Source organism: Vandammella animalimorsus (assembly GCF_002288875.1).
Classification (GTDB): domain Bacteria; phylum Pseudomonadota; class Gammaproteobacteria; order Burkholderiales; family Burkholderiaceae_C; genus Lampropedia; species Lampropedia animalimorsus.
Window position 1 is genome coordinate 841,605 of sequence record NZ_NTBH01000001.1, and the last position, 18,049, is coordinate 859,653.

The following is an 18,049-nucleotide window of genomic DNA, read 5'->3' on the forward strand; positions in this document are numbered from 1 at the left end:
ATGTCCCTCGCGCCCGCTTATCAACAGCAAGTCCAAGCCCTGTATCTGCGCCATCACGGCTGGCTGCACAGCTGGCTGCGCCGCCGCCTGGGCGATGGCGATGCCGCCGCCGACCTGGCGCACGACACCTTCGTGCGCCTGCTGGGCCGCCCGCATGCGCTGCACGAGCTGCGCGAGCCGCGCGCCTATCTGGGCACCATTGCCCATGGCCTGGCCGCCAGCCATTTGCGTCGCCGCGCGCTGGAAGCCGCCTGGCTGCAAACCCTGGCCGCCCTGCCCGAGGCGCACGCCCCTTCGCCCGAGCGGCGCGCCATCACCCTGCAAACCCTGCACCAGCTCGACGACGCCCTGCACACCCTGCCCGCGCGCGTGCGCCAAGCCTTTCTGATGGCACAGTTCGACGGCATGAAGCAGCGCGATATCGCCGCCGCCCTGGGCCTGTCCGTGCCCACCGTCAAAAAGTACATGCAGCGCGCCTGGCTGGCCTGCCTGCACCTCATGCCCGAGGACTGACGCCGCGCCCCATGGCCGAGCCGCTCAACCACCCTGCCAGCGCCCCCATCGCCGAGCCCATCGACGAGCGCATCCTGGCCGAAGCCGCCGCCTGGCTGGCCCAGCTGCAAGACGGCCCCCTGCCCCCCGCTGAACAAGCCCGCCTGGCCGCCTGGCGCCAGCAAAGCCCGCAGCACCAGCGCGCCTGGCAGCGCGCCGAGCGCCTGCTGGGCCAGCTCAACGCCCTGCCCGCCCCGCTGGCCGGCCCCGCCCTGCACGCCAGCACGCAAGCCAGCCGCCGCGAAAGCCTGGCCCGCATTGCCAAAGGCACGGCCCTGGTGCTGCTGATCGCCCCCGCCAGCTGGCTGCTGTGGCAGCGCCAGCCCTGGCAGCACTGGCGCCACTGGATGGACGCCGACTACGCCGCCCTGCCCGGCCAGAACCTGGACTTGCAACTGGACGACGGCAGCCAACTCAGCCTGCACGCTGGCAGCCAGCTCGACGTGCGCTACAGCCGCCGCCAGCGCCTGCTGCACCTGCGCCAAGGCGAGCTGTATGTGCACACCGCCGCCGACAGCGCCCAGCCGCCGCGCCCCTTCATCGTCAGCACCGCGCACGGGCGCATGCAGGCCCTGGGCACGCGCTTTGCCGTGCGGCATCTGGACGGGCAACTCGACGGGCAACTGGACGGGCAACTGGACGGACAGCCGCACGCAGCGCCCGGCGGCGATGGCGGCAGCACCCTGCTCGCCGTTTACGAAGGCGCGGTGCGCATCGAGCCAGCCGACGCCCCGAGCGCCGCACACCGCACCCTGCGCGCCGGCCAGCAGGCGCGCTTCACGCGCGAGGCCATCGCCCCCGCCACCACCGCCCGCGAGGCCGACACCGCCTGGCGCCAGGGCCTGCTCATCGCCGACGCCATGCCCCTGCCCGACTGGGCGGCCGCCCTGGCCCGCCACAGCGGCCGCGCCATCCGCGTGCTGCCCGCCGCCCAGGCGCTGCGCATCTCCGGCACCTTCCCCTTGAACGACCCCGACCGCGCCCTGCGCATGCTCGCTGCCACCTTGCGCCTGCGCATCCGCCAGCGGGGTCAGGGCGAAGGCGCAATGGTGGAGATTGGTTGAAACGCCCCTGCGCAAGGGCCTTTGCCAACACCCTGCTTGCCGAGCCGCCACGAAAGTAGTAACTTACCTACTTTTTAAGCACCTGTTCAAAAGGAGGCCGCCCATGACCATCACCACCCTATCCAGCCGGGAGCTGAACCAGGACGTGACGCGCGCCAAAAAAGCCACCCAGCGCGGCCCCGTGCTCATCACCGACCGTGGCCGGCCCGCGCACGTGCTGCTCAGCTTCGAGGACTACCAGCGCCTGACCCGGCAGCAGCGCAGCATTGCCGATGCGCTGGCCATGCCCGGCGTGGAAGACATCGCCTTCGAGCCCCCGCGCCTGCGCCTGGGCGCCGAGCCCGCCGATCTCGCATGATGTACCTGCTCGACACCAACGTCCTGTCCGAACTGCGCAAAGTGCAAAGCGGCAAGGCCGATCCCCAGGTCGCCGCCTGGGCGCGCAGCGTGGACGCGGCCGACTTGTTCATTTCCGCCATCACCGTCATGGAGCTGGAGCTGGGCGTGCTCTCCATCGAGCGCAAGGACGCCGCCCAGGGGGCCCTGCTGCGCGCCTGGCTGGAGCGGCGCGTGCTGCCCGAATTCGCCACCCGCACCCTGCCCATCGACACCGCCGTGGCCCAGCGCTGCGCCCGGCTGCATGTGCCGGACCGGCGCGCCGAGCGCGACGCCCTCATCGCCGCCACGGCACTGGTGCATGGCATGCGCGTGGCTACGCGCAACCTAGCCGACTTCGCGCCCACCGGCGTCCCGCTCGTCAACCCGTGGGCGCCAGCGCCATAGGCGCAGCGCCCGGCAAACCGCCGTTTGATTTCGGCCCGCGCCTGCCTGCCTGCCCTGCGGACCTGCCTTCACAAAAAAATTTCACCCCGCCCGTATCCCTTTTGCGCGCTCATGCGGCATAGGGGGTAGCCAGGCGTGTGGCTGCCCCGGCCCTGCATGTGCCCTAGGTGCATGCATGTGCGTGGGCGGCAGGGCGCGCCAAGCCAAAGCTTGATTGACCCTCCCCTGCCGCCACGAAAGGAGCACCTATGGCCCGCCGCGCCATTTCCATCGCTTTTCCCCCTGTCATTTCCGCCGTCATTCCCGCCGCCGGCCCCACAGCCATTGCCGCCACTTTGGCCACCGGCCGCCCCCGCCGCCTCACGCCGGCCGCCATACAGGCACGGGCGCAGCCGCATGGCCTGCGCCCCAGCGCGCTGGCATTGGCGGCCGCATTCGCCACGGCCAGCCTGGCCGCTGGCGGCGCGCTGCTGCCCGCCCGCAGCGCCCAGGCCCAAACCGCCGCCGCCATCACCACAGCCACCCAGGCCACCACCCCGGCCACGCGCCACTACAACCTGCCCGCCGGGCCGCTGGGCGCCTCGCTGGCGGCCTTTGCCGGGCAGGCCGGGCTGCTGCTGTCCTTCGACCCCGCGCTGACCCAGGGCCGCCAGGCCCCCGCCCTGCAAGGCCGCCACAGCCCGCAAAGCGGCCTGGCCGCGCTGCTGGCCGGCAGCGGCCTGCAAGCCGAGCAGCAGGCCGACGGCAGCTTCACGCTGCGCCGCGCCCCGGCCCCCACGCGCGCCGCCGGCGCCAGCGTGCAAACCCTGCCCGCCGTCACCGTGCAGGCCGCGCCCGAAACTGCCACCGGCCCCGTCTTTGGCTACCGTGCGCGCCGCGCCGTCACAGCCACCAAGACCGACACCCCGCTGGCCGAAACGCCGCAGTCGGTCACCGTCGTCACGCGCGACCAAATGACCGAACAGGGCATGACCAACGTGCAGGACGCACTGACCTACGCCGCCGGCGTGCGCTCCGACCTGTATGGACTGGACTCGCGCAACGACGGCATGGCCGTGCGCGGCGCCAACCCGGTCAATTACCTGGACGGTCTGCGCGGCAACTACAACTGGTACACCAGCACCATCCGCTTCGACCCCTACACGCTGGAGCGCGTGGAAGTGCTGCGCGGCCCCGCCGGCATGCTGTTTGGCGCAGGCAGCGTGGGCGGCGTCATGAACATGGTCGGCAAGCGCCCCCTGTTCGAGCCTCAGCGTGAAGTGGGCGTGCAGCTGGGCAGCTTCAACCGCCGGCAGGCGCAGCTGGACCTGACCGGCCCCATCAACGAGCAACTGGCCTATCGCCTGGTCACCCTGGCGCGCAAGTCCGACACGCAAGTCGATCATGTGCGCGATGATCGCGCCCTGCTCATGCCCTCGCTGACCTGGCGGCCCAACGCCGCCACATCGCTCACGCTGCATGCCCTGTGGCAGCGCGACAAAAGCGGCAACACCGCCCAGTTCTTTCCCTTGGCCGGCACCTTGTTTCCTGCCGTGCCGGGCTACTTGCCCACCAGCCGCTTCATTGGCGAGCCCAGCGACTTCTACAACACGCGCCACACGCATGTCGGCTGGCGTTTCGAGCACGCCTTCAATGCGCAATGGGCGCTGCGGCAGAACTTCCGTCACTCGCGCAACGCCAACGACGCGCGCTACTTCTGGGCCGACTACGAAACCATTCCTGGCGGCTGGGGCGCCGATCCGATCAACCAGCGCCTGCTGCGCCGCGTACTCAGCGACAGCCGCACCCGCACCCGCATGACCCTGGCTGACACCCACGTGCAAGGCCAGTTCAGCGCCGGCGGCGCACAGCACACCGTGCTGGCCGGGCTGGACGTGATCCGCTTCAAGGAAAGCGTCTGGGAATCAGACGGGGATGAAAGTCTCATCGACGCCTGGAACCCGGTGTACGGCCAGTTCAGCCCTTCGGGCAACTACGTTGCCTATCCGGTGGCTCATCAGCATCAGCTGGGCTTTTACGCGCAAGACCAGATCAAGTGGGGCCCGTGGGCCTTCACGGCTGGCCTGCGGCGTGACCGGGCGCGCTCGGGCGCGCAAGGATCGGACGCCGTCAAGACCAGCGCCACCACCGGGCGCCTGGCAGCCATGTATCTCGGCCCGCAGCACTGGAACCCCTACATCAGCTATACCGAATCCTTTCTGCCCCAAGCGCCGCGCCAGGGGCAAAACTTCAAGCCCCTCAAAGGCAAGCAGTGGGAGCTGGGCGTGAAATACGAGCCGCCCGGCCAAACGATGGCTTTCAACGCCGCCATTTATGACCTGCGCGAAGTCAACCGCATCCAGCAGCCCCGTCCCAACGAATACAACCAGCTGGGCCAAACCCGCACGCGCGGCCTGGAGCTGGAGACGCGCGGACAGCTTGGCCGCCGCTTCGAGCTGCTGGCCCATTACAACTACATCGATCTGGACAAACAGCTCGAAGGCCTGCCCAAACACCAGGCCAGCGTGTGGGGCAAGTACCGTTTTGGCGACGCGCGGCAAGGCTGGTCGGCGGGCGCCGGCCTGCGCTGGGCCAGCGCCTTCCGTGACGGCAGCGGCCCGCGCGTGCCCTCGTCGGCCTTGCTGGATCTGATGCTGGCCTATGACAACGGCCCCTGGCGTCTGGCCCTGAACGTGCAAAACGCTGCCGACAAGGTGTACTTTGCCGCCTGTCTGGAGCGCGGCGATTGCTGGTGGGGCGCGCGCCGCAACGTGCTGCTGACGCTGGATTACCGCTTCTAGAGCATGTTCTGATCGAACGTTGACAAATCCAAGACATGGCCGCTGACTGGCATCGCCATCTCGCAGGGTCGCTCTCGTCATGCCCGCGAAGGCGGGCATCCAGCGCCGCCCTTGCGCACGAGCGGGGGATTGGCCAAGGGCAGCGCCGCCCCGTCAGTGTCGCGACTGGACACCCGCTTTCGCGGGTGTGACGAGAACCAGCGGCGCTTGCAGGAAATGTCTTCATCAGAATCGAAACCGCTCTAGCTTCCATTGCAGCATGACGGTTGCTTCTGCGGCGAGCCGCCCAAGGTGACGGTCAGCGTGAGCTGGCGCTGGTAAGCGCCCGCCGGGCCTGGCGGCCCGGCTGTGCGCTTTGCAACGAGAAAACTGTCTGCCGCTGCCAGCGCCTGTGCAAGCTGCGCAGGCTGTGCGCAACGTAGGCTGTGCGCAAGAAAAAACCCCCTTGCAACCGATGCTGCAAAGGGGTTTATTTTGGCGGAGCGGACGGGGCTCGAACCCGCGACCCCCGGCGTGACAGGCCGGTATTCTAACCAACTGAACTACCGCTCCTGGTAGCGGAGCGTTCGCCGGCTTTGATGCAACCGGCCAAGTGCTCTGGACTTGGCGACCCTACGGGGATTCGAACCCCGGTACCCACCGTGAAAGGGTGGTGTCCTAGGCCTCTAGACGATAGGGTCGTAGCCTTTGGACTCAGGCCCTGCGGGCCTGGTGTTTTGGTGGAGGTAAGCGGGATCGAACCGCTGACCTCTTGCATGCCATGCAAGCGCTCTCCCAGCTGAGCTATACCCCCAAATTTTGCTGCCTTGGGTTGCCCCAGGGCTTTTGCTGGTCTTCGCTGTTGCTTTCGTCTTATCAGCCTTTTGTCTTGGACTTGGCTTTCAAGATTTCGTCATCAGCGAAGCCTCGCATTGTATAGCAATTTTCAGCGCTTTTGCAAAAGTTCGAGAATTTTTTTCTGTCCCATCAATTCGAACACGGCATCGATGGATGGCGTCTGCGCCACGCCCATGGTCAGCACGCGCGCGGGCATGGCCAGTTGGGGCATTTTCAGGCCCTGCTCCTTGAGCACTTGCTTGAAGGCGGCGCTGATGTGCGCGGCCTGCCACTGCGGCAGTACGGCCAGGGCCTGGGCCAAGGCGTCAAGCGCCGGGCGGATGGTTTCGGTGACGTGCTGCTCGTAGTCCGCCAGGTTGATGCTGGGCTGCTCGCTGTAGAACGGCTGGGCCCAACGGGCCAGATCTTCAAGGGTTTCGCAACGATCCTTGAAGAGCGCGACGATGGCCGGCAGGCGGCCATCGGCCAGGGCGCTGGCCTGGATGCCTCGCGCAGCCAGGCGCGGCGCCAGCAGCTCGGCCAGGGCTGTGTCGCTGGCCATTTTCATGTGCTGTGCATTGACCCAGCGCAGCTTGGCTTCGTCAAAGCGTGCAGCACTGCTGCCCAGATGGTCGAGATCAAACCATTGCAGGAATTGTTCGCGCGAGAAGATTTCGTCGTCGCCGTGGCTCCAGCCCAGACGCGCCAGATAGTTGACCATGGCATCGGCCAGGTAGCCTTCGTCGCGGTATTGCGTCACGGCCTTGGCGCCATGGCGCTTGCTCATCTTCTCGCCCTGTTCGTTGAGCACGGTGGGCAGGTGGGCATAGACGGGCGGCTCCTTGCCCAGCGCGCGGAAGATGTTGATCTGGCGCGGGGTGTTGTTGACGTGGTCGTCGCCGCGGATGACGTGGGTGATGCCCATGTCGATGTCGTCCACCACCACGCAGAAGTTGTAGGTGGGCGTGCCATCGGGGCGAGCGATGACCAAATCGTCCAGCTCGTCATTGCTGATCTCGATACGGCCTTTGACCTTGTCGTCCCACGCGACCACGCCGCCCTGGGGGTTTTTGAAGCGCAGCACGGGTTGCACGCCTTCGGGCACGGGCGGCAGTTGTTTGCCCGGCTCGGGCCGCCAGGTGCCGTCGTAGCGGGGCTTTTGCTTGGCGGCCATTTGGCGCTCGCGCAGCGCATCCAGCTCGGCCACGCTCATGTAGCAGGGGTAGACCAAACCTTGGGCCTGCATCTGCGCCAGCACTTCTTTGTAGCGCTCCATGCGCTGCATTTGATAGAACGGGCCTTCGTCGGGCTCCATGCCCAGCCAGGCCATGCTCTCCAGAATCACATCGACGGCGGCCTGGGTGGAGCGCTCCTGATCGGTATCTTCAATGCGCAGGATGAAGTCGCCGCCATTGGCTTTGGCAAAGGCCCAGGGGTAGAGCGCGGAGCGGATGTTGCCCAGGTGAATGAAGCCGGTGGGCGACGGGGCAAAACGTGTGCGGACTTTGCCGCCAGTGGGTTGGGTGCTCATGGTGCGTGCGGTGGTGTTGAGTAGGGCGAATGGGGGCTCGAATGGCGGCTCACAAGGCCTGCAGGCCGCGCTGCAGGTCGCGCTGCAGGTCGTCCGGGTGCTCCAGCCCGACCGAGATGCGCAGCAGCCCCTGGCCGATGCCGGCGGCCTGGCGCTGTGCCTCGCTCAACCGGCCGTGCGAGGTGGTGGCCGGGTGCGAGATGGTGGTCTTGACATCGCCGAGGTTGGTGGTGCGGCTGAGCAGCTGGCATTGGTCGATGACGGCAAAGGCGTTGGCGCGCAGTTGCTCGGGCGACTGGCCGGGCACTTCAAAGGCCAGTACCGCGCCGCCGGCGCCGCCTTGCTGGCGCATGGCCAGCGCGTGCTGCGGATGGCTGGCCAGGCCAGGGTAATGAACCCGCCCCACCTTGGGGTGCTGCTCCAGCCACTGGGCCAGCGCCAGCGCATGGCGGCTCTGGGCCTGCATGCGCACGAACAGGGTTTCCATGCTTTTGAGCACAACCCAGGCATTGAAGGGCGAGAGGCTGAAGCCGGCCGTGCGCAGGTAGGGGCCGAGCTTTTGCTCGACCAGCGCATGGCTGCCGCAGACTGCGCCAGCCATCACCCGGCCCTGCCCTTCCAGGAATTTGGTGCCCGAGTGCAGCACGAAATCGGCCCCCAGCGCAGCGGCCTGTTGCAGCGCGGGCGTCAGAAAGGAATTGTCCACCGCCAGCCAGGCGCCGCTGTTGTGCGCCAGATCGGCCAGGGCCTGGATGTCGCAGACTTCGGTCAGCGGGTTGGTGGGCGTCTCCGCAAACAGCAGTTTGGTGCGGCCGGGGCGGATGGCCTGGCGCCATTCGTTCACGTCGGTCTGTGAGACGAAGCTGGTTTCCACGCCAAAGCGCTGCAGCTCACTGCCCAACAGCCTGATGGTGGAGCCGAACATGGAGCGCGATGCCACGATGTGGTCGCCGCTTTGCAGCAGGCCATAGGCCAAAGTCGCGATGGCAGCCATCCCGGTGGCCGTGCCCAAAGCGCACTCGGTGCCTTCGAGTGCGGCCAGGCGCTGCTCGAAGCTGGTGACAGTGGGGTTGGCGGTGCGGGTGTAGGTAAAACCCGGCTGCTCACCGGCAAAGCGCTGCGCCGAGGTCTGGGCATCGGGCTGCACATAGCTGCTGGTGAGGAACAGGGCTTCGGAATGCTCGCCATACTGGCTGGGCGCCAAGGCCTGGCGCACGGCCAGGCTCTGGCGGTGCAGGCCTTCGGGCAAGGGCGAAGAGGTTTCGGGATCGGTCACGGGAAATTCCATTGAGTTGCTTGCGCGCGGCAGGCGTGCGCATGGCATGGCGCCATCAGTAGTCGGGCTGCCAGTCCACGACGATTTGCCCATCGGCCAGCGAGACGCTGTCCACATAGGCATCGACGAAGGGGATCAGGTGCTCGCGCAGGCGCGGCGCAGGCGCTCCGGGAGCATTGAGTGCATTCAGCACATCGGCCGGGGGCTGCTCGCGCACCACCAGCACGGACTGCGGGCCGTTGGAGAGCATCTCCGCCACCGTGCCCAATACCACCGCCTGCCGGTTGCGCACCTGCAGGCCGAGCAGATCCACCCAATAAAACTCGCCCTCGGGCAACGCCGGAAAGGCGCTTCGCGGCAAGGCAATGGTGGCGCCGCGCAGGGCCTGCGCCACGTCGCGGTCGTCAATGCCCTGCAGCTGCGCCACCAACGCATCACCTTGCGGCTTCAGCTGCAGCACACGCACTTGTAATGGCGCATCAAAATGGCGCGGGCCCTGACGGCGCTGCGCATCGGGCGGGGCAATGAACCAGTCGCGCGCCTCGTGCAGCGCATCGGCATCGGCGCTGAACGGCGCGAGCTTGATCCAGCCGCGCACGCCCCACGCTCCAGTGATGCGCGCCAGGTCAATCAGCGGCTCGGGCGGCGCCTCTGCCGCCAATTGCGCCAATGCCTGGCGCAGCTGCGGCCCTGCTGGCGCAGCTGCATCGGCCAATGCCTTGGGTATGGCTTGCACGCGGGAGCTTGCAGGGGAATGGGTGGGCTTGCGCTTGCGATACTGCATGAAAGCAAGGTCTCCAGTGGCTTGAACACGCCGGCGCCGATGAAAACCACGGCACCAAGCAAGGCCCATGCCCAGACGCAGCAGGCGCACACGCCGGGCACAATAAAAAACAGGCGCTGCACCACTTGCGTGGCCAGAGCCTGTCTATGGCAACGGGCGGCACTAAAAAATTAGACGGCCCGAAAAATCTTGCAAGAGAGGCCCACAACGGGCCTCTGCACTGCATATCAAGCAGCCACTTGCTGCTTGGCCGATTGCTTGATCAGGCGCTGCACGGTCTCCGAAGCCTGGGCGCCCACACCTTGCCAGTAGCTCAGGCGGTCATGGCTGAGTTGCAAGCCTTGCTCGGCGCCACGGGCATTGGGGTTGTAGTAGCCAATGCGCTCAATGAAACGGCCATCGCGGCGCACGCGCTTGTCGGCAACAACGATGTTGTAAAACGGACGAGCCTTGGAGCCGCCGCGGGAGAGTCTGATTACGACCATTGCGAGAATTTCCTTTGGGCCTGCATGGCTGGCATAAAACAAAACCCGCCCAGCACATGCGAAAAAAATCCGCAGCGTTGAGAGACACGCGACATGACCACCCGGCCAGCGACGACGCTGCAAAGCGCGCGATTATAGCAACAGCCTGGCGGCGCAATACAAGCCGGCGCTTGCCCCCCTGCCACGCCGATGCGACCGCCGAGGCATTCGCATGCTCTGCTGCGCACGATAGAGCAATGGCACAATCGCCCCATGAAGCCGACAGCCCGCACCACTGCCCGCTCTGCCCCCAGTCCCGCGTCGGACGAGGCTCGCACAACGCATGACCGACCGCCACATGGCGAGCGCGCCACGCGTCAACGCGCGGCCATCCGCGCCGTGCTGCAGCGCGAGGCACGCCCGCTCTCCCCGCCCGAAGTGCTCAGCGCCGCGCAGCAGCTCGTGCCTGGTCTGGGCATTGCCACGGTGTACCGCAACCTCAAGGCCATGGTCGAGGCTGGCGAGCTCAGCCCCGTGCCGCTGCCGGGCGATCGTCTGTACTACGAGCTGGCCCATCAAGCCGAGCACCACCACCATCACTTTCGCTGCCAGCACTGTGAAAAGGTGTTCGACGTGCATGGCTGCAACGACACTTTTGCGCGCCTGCTGCCTGAAGGCTTTGTGCTGCAAAGCCACGACATCACGCTCTATGGCCTGTGCTCGGCTTGCAGCGGCAGCGGCGCGGCCAAGTGATGCCACGTTGGCATGACCCGCATCAATCTCGTCCCCCCCGCCGAACTGTGCGACCAGCATCTGCTGGCCGAGCACCGTGAGCTCACGCGCATCCCCAATGCCGTCGCCAAGGGCAAATACCGCTTGCAAGGCCAACCCGAGGACTATTGCCTGGGCACAGGCCACGTGCGCTTTTTCTTCGACAAGCTGGCATTCCTGCAGCGCCGCTACGAAGCGCTGCACGCCGAGTGCCTGGCGCGCGGCTTCAAGGTGCAGCACATCTGGCCGGCGGCACTGCCCGAAAACCCGGCGCTGTGGCAAGACTACACGCCCACCGAACAAGCTCTGGCGCTGAACCGCTCGCGCATCGCCGAGCGCATGCCGGCGCGGGCGCGTTTTACCTGCACCACCCAAAAGCCCAAGTGACCAGCCCGCCGTACAGAGGCTTTGAACAGGCTCTTACACCGCCACGTCTTCCAGCGGCCAGCGCGGCAGCACATCAAAGCTCCAGGCGCGGCTGGGTTCTTGCAGGCCAGCCTGCAATCGCATGGCGGCTGCCAGCGCAATCATGGCGCCGTTGTCGGTGCACAGGTACAGCTCGGGGTAATGCACGCGCACACCGCGCCGGGCGCAGGCCTCGTCCAGCGTGGCGCGCAGCAGACGGTTGGCGCCCACGCCACCGGCCACCACCAAGCGCTGCAACCCGGTCTGGCGCAAAGCCAGCAAGGCCTTGCGCACCAGCACGTCGACAATGGCCGCTTGGGTGCTGGCAGCCAGGTCGTGGCGGCGCGCTTGCGCCTGTTCGCCCAGGCGCTGCACCTGGGTGAGCACAGCCGTTTTCAGCCCCGCGAAGGAGAAGTCCAGGTTGTCGCCGCGCAGCAGCGGGCGCGGCAGGTCAAAGGCCTGGGCATCGCCCTGCTCGGCCAGTCGCGCCAGCTCCGGCCCGCCCGGATAGGGCAGGCCCAACAGCTTGGCCGATTTGTCGAAGGCCTCGCCCGCAGCATCGTCAATGGTTTCGCCCAGCAGTTCATAGCGCCCCACGCCATCGACGCGCATCAGCTGGGTGTGCCCGCCCGAGACGAGCAGCGCAACAAAGGGAAATTGCGGCGGATCGGCGCTGAGGAAGGGCGAGAGCAAGTGCCCTTCCAGATGGTGCACGCCCAGCACCGGCGTGCCCAGCGCTGCGCCCAGCGCGCAGGCCACGCCCGCACCGACCAGCAGCGCCCCGGCCAGGCCCGGGCCCTTGGTGTAGGCAATGACATCGAGCTCGTGCAGACTGCAGCCGGCCTGCTGCAACACCTGTTGCGTCAGCGGCAGCACGCGGCGGATGTGGTCGCGGCTGGCCAGCTCGGGCACCACGCCGCCATAGAGCCGGTGCATGTCAATCTGGCTGTGCAGCGCATGGGCCAGCAGCTGCGGCACTGGCGGGCAGGCCGCGCCTGGCGCTGCCGGTTGCGTTTGCACCAGGGCCACGCCGGTTTCGTCGCAGGAGGACTCGATGCCCAGCACCCGCAAAGGCCGGGTGGCCGCGTCCAGGGCCTGCGGCAAGGTCTGGGGGGATGGGGGCAAGGCGTTGGGCAAAGGCATGGGCGGATTCATTCAAGGCCCGGCAGGGCTGCGGCGGGGCGCGCCATTATCCGAGCAATCGGCCCGCGCCACACGCCACAGCAGGCCACACAGCAGCGCCGCCACCAGCAGCAGCGCGGTGGCGCTGGTCATCCAGAAAGCCTGCGGCGCCTGCATGGCTGGCCACTGCCCCAGCCCTTGGAAGGCCAGCAGGTAGCCACCGCTCAGGCCCAGGCCCCACAGCAGCAGCGCGTAAAGCACGAAGGGCAGCACCGTGATGCGGTAGCTGCGCAGCACGAACAGCGCCACTGCCTGCAGCGCATCACCCAGGTGGTAGGCAGCCACCCACAGCAACAGCCCTTGCGTGGCCGCGGCGATGGCAGGATCACTCACGTACAGCGCAGCCACCGGGCCGGCGGCCAGGGCCAGCGCCGCCGCAGCCAACAAGGCCAGCGCCGCCGCCGCGCCCACACCCAGGCCTGCGGCGTGCCGGGCCCGGGCGGCATCGCCCGCGCCGCGCCAATGGCTCACGCGCATGCTGGTGGCAATGCCCAGCGCCAGCGGCAGCATGTACAGCAGCGCAGCCACGTTGCCGGCAATCTGATGGCTGGCCGAGGCCAGCGTGCCCAGGCGGGCGATGAACAAGGCCATCAGCGTGAACGAGGTGACCTCGACCATCACCGACAGCCCGGCCGGCACGCCCAAGCGAACAAAGGCGGCCAGCTGGCGCCAGTCGGGGCGCTCCAGGCGTTGCCAAATGGCATAAGGGGCGTACAGGCCTTGCGTGCGCAGCAACCACAGCGCCACAAGCAGCAGCCCGCAATTGACCAGCAGCGTGGCCCAGGCGCATCCGACTGCGCCCTGCGGCGGCAGCCCAGCGCCGCCAAACGTCAGCCACACTGACAAGGCGATCTTGGGCAGCAGCGCCCCGACCTGCAGCAGCGTGACCAGGCGCGGATGGCCCAGGCTTTGGTTGAGTGTGCTGTAGAGGCGAAACAGCAACGCCGGCGGCAGCGCCCAGGCCAGCACGGCCAGATAGCGTTCGGCCTCGGCCTGCAAGGCCGGCGGCACCTGGGCAGCGCGCAGCAGCGGCCCTGGCATCAGCAGCACTGCCATGCCCAGCACGATGCAGGCAGCGCACAGATACAGCGCCTGGCGCAGCGAGCGCCCGACCTCGCCATGGCGGCGCGCGCCCTGCAACTCGGCCCAGATCGGCAACAGCGCCTGCAGCACGCCCATCAGCCCCACATAGACGCTGATGTAAATGGCCGTGCCGACCGACAATGCAGCCAGCGCCTGGGCCGAATGGCGTCCGGCCACCATGGTGTCGGTCACGCCAAAGGCCATCACGGCCAGTTGGCCGACAAAGACGACCCCGGTATGGCGGGCGATGGATTTGAGTTCGGACATGGCAGCTGGGCTGTGCCTGCGCACGCACGCTGAGACAACCAGCCGCGCGCGGAGCCAATGGAAAAACGCCACCTTCGCGCATGGGAAGAGTGGCGTTTCCAGTCTTGCCACCAGGCGGGCATGGTGCCGGTGGCGCAATGCGTGGTGCCGAATAGAGGAGTCGAACCCCCGACCTTCTCATTACGAATGAGCTGCTCTACCAACTGAGCTAATTCGGCCTTTGTGAAAGGGCGAGATTATAGCGCCCTTTCACAGCGGCTCGCACACCGGCTAGGCGCGAGGGTTTGAGCGGGCGTTCAGGACTGACTGGCATCGAGCTCGGCGTAATAACGCTCGATGCGCTCGACCTCATTCTTCGCGCCCATGATGACCGAGACGCGCTCGTGCAATTGCGTGGGCTGGATGTCCAGAATGCGCTGGCGGCCATTGCTGGCCACGCCGCCGGCCTGCTCGATCAGCCAGCCCATGGGGTTGGCCTCGTACATCAGGCGCAGCTTGCCGGGCTTGGCCGGCTCGCGCTGATCCCAGGGATACATGAAGATGCCGCCACGGCTGAGGATGCGGTGGATGTCGGCCACCATGCTGGCAATCCAGCGCATATTGAAGTTTTTGCCGCGCGGGCCCTCCTCGCCGGCCAGGCACTCGTCGATGTAGCGCCGCACGGCCCCGTCCCAATGGCGCATATTGCTCATGTTGATGGAGAACTCCTTGGTGTCCTCGGGGATTCGGACGTTCTCCTCGATGAGCACGAACGAGCCTTGCTCGCGGTCCAGCGTGAACATGGCCACGCCGTCGCCCACGGTCAGCACCAGCGTGGTCTGCGGGCCAAAAACGCAGTAGCCCGCTGCCACCTGCCGCGCGCCCGGCTGCAGAAAGTCGTCCACCGTCACGCCGCGCTGCTCCTGGGGCTTTTCCAGCACGCTGAAGATGGTGCCGATGCTGACGTTGACGTCGATGTTGGACGAACCATCGAGCGGGTCGAACAGCAGCAGGTACTCACCCTGCGGGTAGCGGTTGGGCACCAGGTAAATGCCCTCCATCTCCTCGCTGGCCATGGCCGCCAGGTGGCCGCCCCATTCGTTGGCCTCGATCAGCACCTCGTTGGCGATGATGTCGAGCTTTTTCTGCACCTCGCCCTGCACGTTCTCGCTGCCGGCGCTGCCCATGGCCTCGCCCAGCGCGCCTTTGTTGACTTCAAAACTGATGCGCTTGCAGGCGCGCGCCACGACCTCCAGCAGCAAGCGCAGCTGGGCCGGGATGCGGCCATCGACGCGCTGCTGCTCGACCAGGTAACGGGAGAGGGAAATGCGTTTTTTGGACATGGTGGGTCAGAAAAGCCAATGAAAACAGGCCCGGGCAACTTGGCCGCCGGTGCCGCTGGAGAAAGAGAGGTCTGCACCCATCGCAGCGCCGTGTGCATCTGCGGGTTCGTGCAGGCCATCCATGATGGGAAAAGCCCGCAACGGCAAACGCATCACTGCGCCGCCAGCGCCTTGCCGACGATCTCGCGCACATCTTTGCTCAGGCCCTGCTGCGCGGCTACCTGCTGCAGCGCCGCCTCGGCGTGGGTGCGGTAGGGCTCGGCCAGCTTGCGCCAGGCGTCCAGGGCGCGCGCCAGGCGGGCGGCCACCTGGGCGTTGATGGCGTCCAGCGCCAGCACCTGTTCGGCCCAGAACTGGTAGCCCGCGCCATCGGCGCGGTGAAAGCCCGCCGGGTTGTGGCTGCTGTAGGCAAAGATCAGGCTGCGCGCGCGATTGGGGTTCTTCAGGTTGAAGTCCGGGTGGCGCATCAGCTGGCACACCTTGGGCAGCACGTCGCCGTCCACGTCGGGCGTCATGGCCTGAAGCTGGAACCACTTGTCCAGCACCAGGGCTTCGTCGCGGAACTGGCGGTGCAGGCGCTGCAGGGCCTGCTCGGCCAGCGGATGGCGCGCCTGCACCAGCGCCGCCAGCGCGTTGAAGCGGTCGGTCATGTTGCCCGCGTCCTTGACGCGCTGATAGGCCTTGCCGGGCCAGACGGCATCGCCGCTGTGGCCGGCCTGGCGCACCAGCATGGCCAAGGCCTTGCCAGCCAGGGCGCGGCGGCCTGCGCTGTGGGCGTCGGGCTGGTAAGCCCCAGTGTCGTGATGCAACGCCCACACGGCTTGCCATTCGGCCTGCAAGGCCTGGGCGAGCTGGTCCTGCAGGGCCTCGCGCACGGTGTGGATGCGCTGCGGATCGACCTGTTCGAGCTGCTCGGCGATGTAGCCCTCCGAGGGCAGCGTCAGCACCAGGTCCTTGAAGGCCGCATCCAGCTGCGCATCGCCCAGCACCTGACGCATGGCCTGCACGAAGCGCGCCGGCAGTGCGATCTCGGCCTCGGGGTTCTGGATGGCCGCCAGCATGATGCGCTGGGCCCATTGCTGGCTGGCCTCCCAGCGGTTGAAGGGGTCGCTATCGTGTTGCAGCAGGATCTCCAGCGCATCGTCATCCAGGCTGTGTTGCAGCACCACCGGCGCGCTGAAGCCGCGCAGCAGCGAGGGCACGGGCAACTCGCCCACCTGGGTGAAGACAAAGCTCTGCTGGCGCTCGTGCAGCACCAGGGTGGTCTCCAGCCCCAGCTCTTGCACGCCTTGTTCGCTCTGCAAGCACAGCGGCAGGGCGCCGCCGCTGCGGCCCAGCAGCCCAAGGCGCACGGGGATGATGAGCGGCTGCTTTTCGCCCTGGCCCGGCGTGGGCGGGGTGGTTTGCGTCAGCGTCAGGGTGTAGGTCTGGGCTGCGGCGTCGTAGCGGCCTTCGGCCTGCACGTGGGGCGTGCCGGCCTGGCTGTACCAGCGCTTGAACTGCGCCAGATGCGTCGCCAGAGCGCTATCCGGGTTGGCATCGGCAATGGCCTGGGCGAAGTCGTCGCAGGTGACGGCCTGGCCGTCATGGCGCTCGAAGTACAGCGCCATGCCTTTGCGAAAGCCCGCCTCACCCACCAGGGTGTGCATCATGCGCACCACTTCGGAGCCCTTTTCGTAAATGGTCAGGGTGTAGAAGTTGTTGATTTCCTGGTAGCTGTCGGGCCGCACGGGGTGGGCCATGGGGCCGGCATCCTCGGCAAACTGCATGGTGCGCAGCAGGCGCACGTCCTCAATGCGCTTGACGGCGCGGGCGCTGGCGCTGCCGGCCATGTCCATGGAGAACTCCTGGTCGCGAAACACCGTCAGCCCCTCTTTGAGCGAGAGCTGGAACCAGTCGCGGCAGGTGATGCGGTTGCCCGTCCAGTTGTGGAAGTATTCGTGGCCGATCACGCTTTCCACGTTGGCGAAGTCCTGATCGGTGGCCGTGGCCTGGCTGGCCAGCACGAACTTGGTGTTGAAGATGTTCAGGCCCTTGTTCTCCATCGCGCCCATGTTGAAGTCGCTGGTGGCGACGATCATGAAGCGCTCCAGATCCAGCGGCAGGCCAAAGCGCGCCTCGTCCCAGGCGATGCTGGCCATGAGCGAGCGCATGGCGTGCTCGGTCTTTTCCAGGTCGCCCGGACGCACATACACCTGCAGCAGGTGCTGCTTGCCATTGCGCGCCGTGATGGCCTGCTCGCGCGCCACCAATTGCCCGGCCACCAGTGCAAACAGGTAGCTGGGCTTCTTGAAGGGGTCGTGCCAGCGGGCGAAGTGGCGCCCGTCATCCAGCTCGCCTTGCTCCAGCAAATTACCGTTGGACAGCAGCACCGGGTAGGCCGCCTTGTCGGCGCGCAGCGTCACGGTAAAGACGCTCATCACATCGGGCCGATCCAAAAAGTAGGTGATGCGGCGAAAGCCCTCGGCCTCGCACTGCGTGAAGAAGGTGCCCTGGCTGACGTACAGGCCCGAGAGCTGGGTATTCTTCTCGGGCTGGCAGGTAGTGAAAATCTCCAGCTGGAAAGGCTCTGCCCCCTCGGGCAGGTTGGAGAGCACCAGCTGCTCGCCCTCCATCTTGAAGCTCGCGCCCTGGCCATTGACCAGCACGCGCGCCAGGTTCAGCTCCTGGCCATCGAGCCGCAGCGGCTGGGCCGGCACATCGGGGTTGCGGCGCACGCGCATTTTGTTGAGCACGCGGGTCTTGGCAGGATCGAGGTCAAAGCTCAGATCCACCGTGTCGATCCAGAATGCGGGCGGGCGGTAATCCTCGCGCCGCACCACGCTGGCAGCGCTCTGGTGTTCGGCGGTATCGGCAAAAGTGGCGGTATCGGTCATGAAGCAATTTTTGCAAACAGGCAGCATCGGTAGGGCCAGTCGGCCACCCGGGCAATAGCCCGAGCAGCGGCCCAAAAAATGCCCGGATTTTGC

The 18,049-nt window shown here is 67.0% G+C and carries 15 protein-coding genes and 4 tRNA genes; 7 read left to right on the forward strand and 12 right to left on the reverse strand.

The features are described from left to right. The 5 genes from CLI93_RS03540 to CLI93_RS03560 all read left to right on the forward strand — a co-directional run bounded on the left by CLI93_RS03540 (window position 1) and on the right by CLI93_RS03560 (window position 5,179). Window positions 1–513: a sigma-70 family RNA polymerase sigma factor gene (locus tag CLI93_RS03540; protein ID WP_095542850.1), complete on the forward strand. Its 513-nt coding sequence runs from the start codon at window positions 1–3 to the stop codon at window positions 511–513. A gap of 11 nt (window positions 514–524) precedes the next feature. Beyond that, complete coding sequence (locus CLI93_RS03545; protein ID WP_095995658.1) at window positions 525–1,616, forward strand: FecR domain-containing protein; 1,092 nt, start codon at window positions 525–527, stop codon at window positions 1,614–1,616. Between the two features lie 103 nt (window positions 1,617–1,719). Continuing rightward, complete coding sequence (locus CLI93_RS03550; protein ID WP_095542848.1) at window positions 1,720–1,974, forward strand: type II toxin-antitoxin system Phd/YefM family antitoxin; 255 nt, start codon at window positions 1,720–1,722, stop codon at window positions 1,972–1,974. Next, window positions 1,971–2,399, forward strand: coding sequence for a type II toxin-antitoxin system VapC family toxin (locus CLI93_RS03555; RefSeq protein WP_238945867.1), 429 nt, complete (start codon window positions 1,971–1,973; stop codon window positions 2,397–2,399). Before CLI93_RS03550 ends, CLI93_RS03555 begins: the two co-directional genes overlap by 4 nt. A gap of 248 nt (window positions 2,400–2,647) precedes the next feature. Beyond that, complete coding sequence (locus tag CLI93_RS03560) at window positions 2,648–5,179, forward strand: TonB-dependent siderophore receptor (RefSeq protein ID WP_143326979.1); 2,532 nt, start codon at window positions 2,648–2,650, stop codon at window positions 5,177–5,179. Window positions 5,180–5,654: 475 nt separating this feature from the next. Here CLI93_RS03560 and CLI93_RS03565 read toward each other — a convergent pair. From CLI93_RS03565 to rpsP, 7 genes are all read right to left on the reverse strand, one after another. Next, window positions 5,655–5,731 (reverse strand) — tRNA-Asp (locus CLI93_RS03565). 52 nt (window positions 5,732–5,783) lie between these two features. Then, a tRNA-Glu gene (locus CLI93_RS03570) sits at window positions 5,784–5,859 on the reverse strand. Between the two features lie 37 nt (window positions 5,860–5,896). Further along, window positions 5,897–5,972 (reverse strand) — tRNA-Ala (locus tag CLI93_RS03575). Window positions 5,973–6,104: 132 nt separating this feature from the next. Next, window positions 6,105–7,526: a glutamate--tRNA ligase gene (gene gltX, locus CLI93_RS03580; RefSeq protein WP_095995659.1), complete on the reverse strand. Its 1,422-nt coding sequence runs from the start codon at window positions 7,524–7,526 to the stop codon at window positions 6,105–6,107. A gap of 49 nt (window positions 7,527–7,575) precedes the next feature. Further along, a complete protein-coding gene (locus tag CLI93_RS03585; protein WP_095543583.1) occupies window positions 7,576–8,814 on the reverse strand; it encodes an O-succinylhomoserine sulfhydrylase in 1,239 nt (412 codons plus the stop codon). Window positions 8,815–8,857: 43 nt separating this feature from the next. Then, a complete protein-coding gene (rimM, locus tag CLI93_RS03590; protein ID WP_420823099.1) occupies window positions 8,858–9,538 on the reverse strand; it encodes a ribosome maturation factor RimM in 681 nt (226 codons plus the stop codon). A gap of 275 nt (window positions 9,539–9,813) precedes the next feature. Beyond that, entirely contained in the window at window positions 9,814–10,071 is a 258-nt protein-coding gene (gene rpsP, locus CLI93_RS03595; protein ID WP_095540567.1) for a 30S ribosomal protein S16, read from the reverse strand. A 252-nt stretch (window positions 10,072–10,323) separates the two neighbouring features. Here rpsP and CLI93_RS03600 point away from each other — a divergent pair, with 252 nt between their 5' ends. Beyond that, entirely contained in the window at window positions 10,324–10,803 is a 480-nt protein-coding gene (locus CLI93_RS03600) for a Fur family transcriptional regulator (protein ID WP_095995661.1), read from the forward strand. Between the two features lie 12 nt (window positions 10,804–10,815). After that, window positions 10,816–11,208 (forward strand): pyrimidine dimer DNA glycosylase/endonuclease V, encoded by a 393-nt coding sequence (locus CLI93_RS03605; RefSeq protein ID WP_095543580.1) that lies wholly within the window; start codon window positions 10,816–10,818, stop codon window positions 11,206–11,208. Between the two features lie 33 nt (window positions 11,209–11,241). On the opposite strand, the gene tsaD is transcribed toward CLI93_RS03605, so the two are convergent. From tsaD to pepN, 5 genes are all read right to left on the reverse strand, one after another. Next, complete coding sequence (gene tsaD, locus CLI93_RS03610; protein ID WP_095549057.1) at window positions 11,242–12,369, reverse strand: tRNA (adenosine(37)-N6)-threonylcarbamoyltransferase complex transferase subunit TsaD; 1,128 nt, start codon at window positions 12,367–12,369, stop codon at window positions 11,242–11,244. A gap of 12 nt (window positions 12,370–12,381) precedes the next feature. Continuing rightward, window positions 12,382–13,758 carry an MATE family efflux transporter gene (locus CLI93_RS03615; RefSeq protein ID WP_095995662.1) on the reverse strand — a complete coding sequence of 459 codons (1,377 nt, stop codon included), beginning with the start codon at window positions 13,756–13,758 and terminating at the stop codon, window positions 12,382–12,384. Window positions 13,759–13,900: 142 nt separating this feature from the next. Beyond that, window positions 13,901–13,976 (reverse strand) — tRNA-Thr (locus CLI93_RS03620). Between the two features lie 78 nt (window positions 13,977–14,054). After that, window positions 14,055–15,080 (reverse strand): class 1 fructose-bisphosphatase, encoded by a 1,026-nt coding sequence (locus CLI93_RS03625; RefSeq protein ID WP_095543578.1) that lies wholly within the window; start codon window positions 15,078–15,080, stop codon window positions 14,055–14,057. Window positions 15,081–15,232: 152 nt separating this feature from the next. Then, window positions 15,233–17,956: an aminopeptidase N gene (gene pepN, locus CLI93_RS03630; protein WP_095995690.1), complete on the reverse strand. Its 2,724-nt coding sequence runs from the start codon at window positions 17,954–17,956 to the stop codon at window positions 15,233–15,235. Window positions 17,957–18,049 lie beyond the last annotated feature (93 nt).

What these genes read in the sequence shown, in the direction of transcription:
- pepN (WP_095995690.1), bottom strand. Translation starts at nt 17,956, where the DNA reads ATGACCGATACCGCCACTTTTGCCGATACCGCCGAACACCAGAGCGCT.
- rpsP (WP_095540567.1), bottom strand. Translation starts at nt 10,071, where the DNA reads ATGGTCGTAATCAGACTCTCCCGCGGCGGCTCCAAGGCTCGTCCGTTT.
- CLI93_RS03545 (WP_095995658.1), top strand. Translation starts at nt 525, where the DNA reads ATGGCCGAGCCGCTCAACCACCCTGCCAGCGCCCCCATCGCCGAGCCC.
- CLI93_RS03555 (WP_238945867.1), top strand. Translation starts at nt 1,971, where the DNA reads ATGATGTACCTGCTCGACACCAACGTCCTGTCCGAACTGCGCAAAGTG.
- CLI93_RS03540 (WP_095542850.1), top strand. Translation starts at nt 1, where the DNA reads ATGTCCCTCGCGCCCGCTTATCAACAGCAAGTCCAAGCCCTGTATCTG.
- gltX (WP_095995659.1), bottom strand. Translation starts at nt 7,526, where the DNA reads ATGAGCACCCAACCCACTGGCGGCAAAGTCCGCACACGTTTTGCCCCG.
- tsaD (WP_095549057.1), bottom strand. Translation starts at nt 12,369, where the DNA reads ATGCCTTTGCCCAACGCCTTGCCCCCATCCCCCCAGACCTTGCCGCAG.
- CLI93_RS03550 (WP_095542848.1), top strand. Translation starts at nt 1,720, where the DNA reads ATGACCATCACCACCCTATCCAGCCGGGAGCTGAACCAGGACGTGACG.
- CLI93_RS03605 (WP_095543580.1), top strand. Translation starts at nt 10,816, where the DNA reads ATGACCCGCATCAATCTCGTCCCCCCCGCCGAACTGTGCGACCAGCAT.
- CLI93_RS03615 (WP_095995662.1), bottom strand. Translation starts at nt 13,758, where the DNA reads ATGTCCGAACTCAAATCCATCGCCCGCCATACCGGGGTCGTCTTTGTC.
- CLI93_RS03585 (WP_095543583.1), bottom strand. Translation starts at nt 8,814, where the DNA reads ATGGAATTTCCCGTGACCGATCCCGAAACCTCTTCGCCCTTGCCCGAA.
- CLI93_RS03560 (WP_143326979.1), top strand. Translation starts at nt 2,648, where the DNA reads ATGGCCCGCCGCGCCATTTCCATCGCTTTTCCCCCTGTCATTTCCGCC.
- CLI93_RS03625 (WP_095543578.1), bottom strand. Translation starts at nt 15,080, where the DNA reads ATGTCCAAAAAACGCATTTCCCTCTCCCGTTACCTGGTCGAGCAGCAG.
- CLI93_RS03600 (WP_095995661.1), top strand. Translation starts at nt 10,324, where the DNA reads ATGAAGCCGACAGCCCGCACCACTGCCCGCTCTGCCCCCAGTCCCGCG.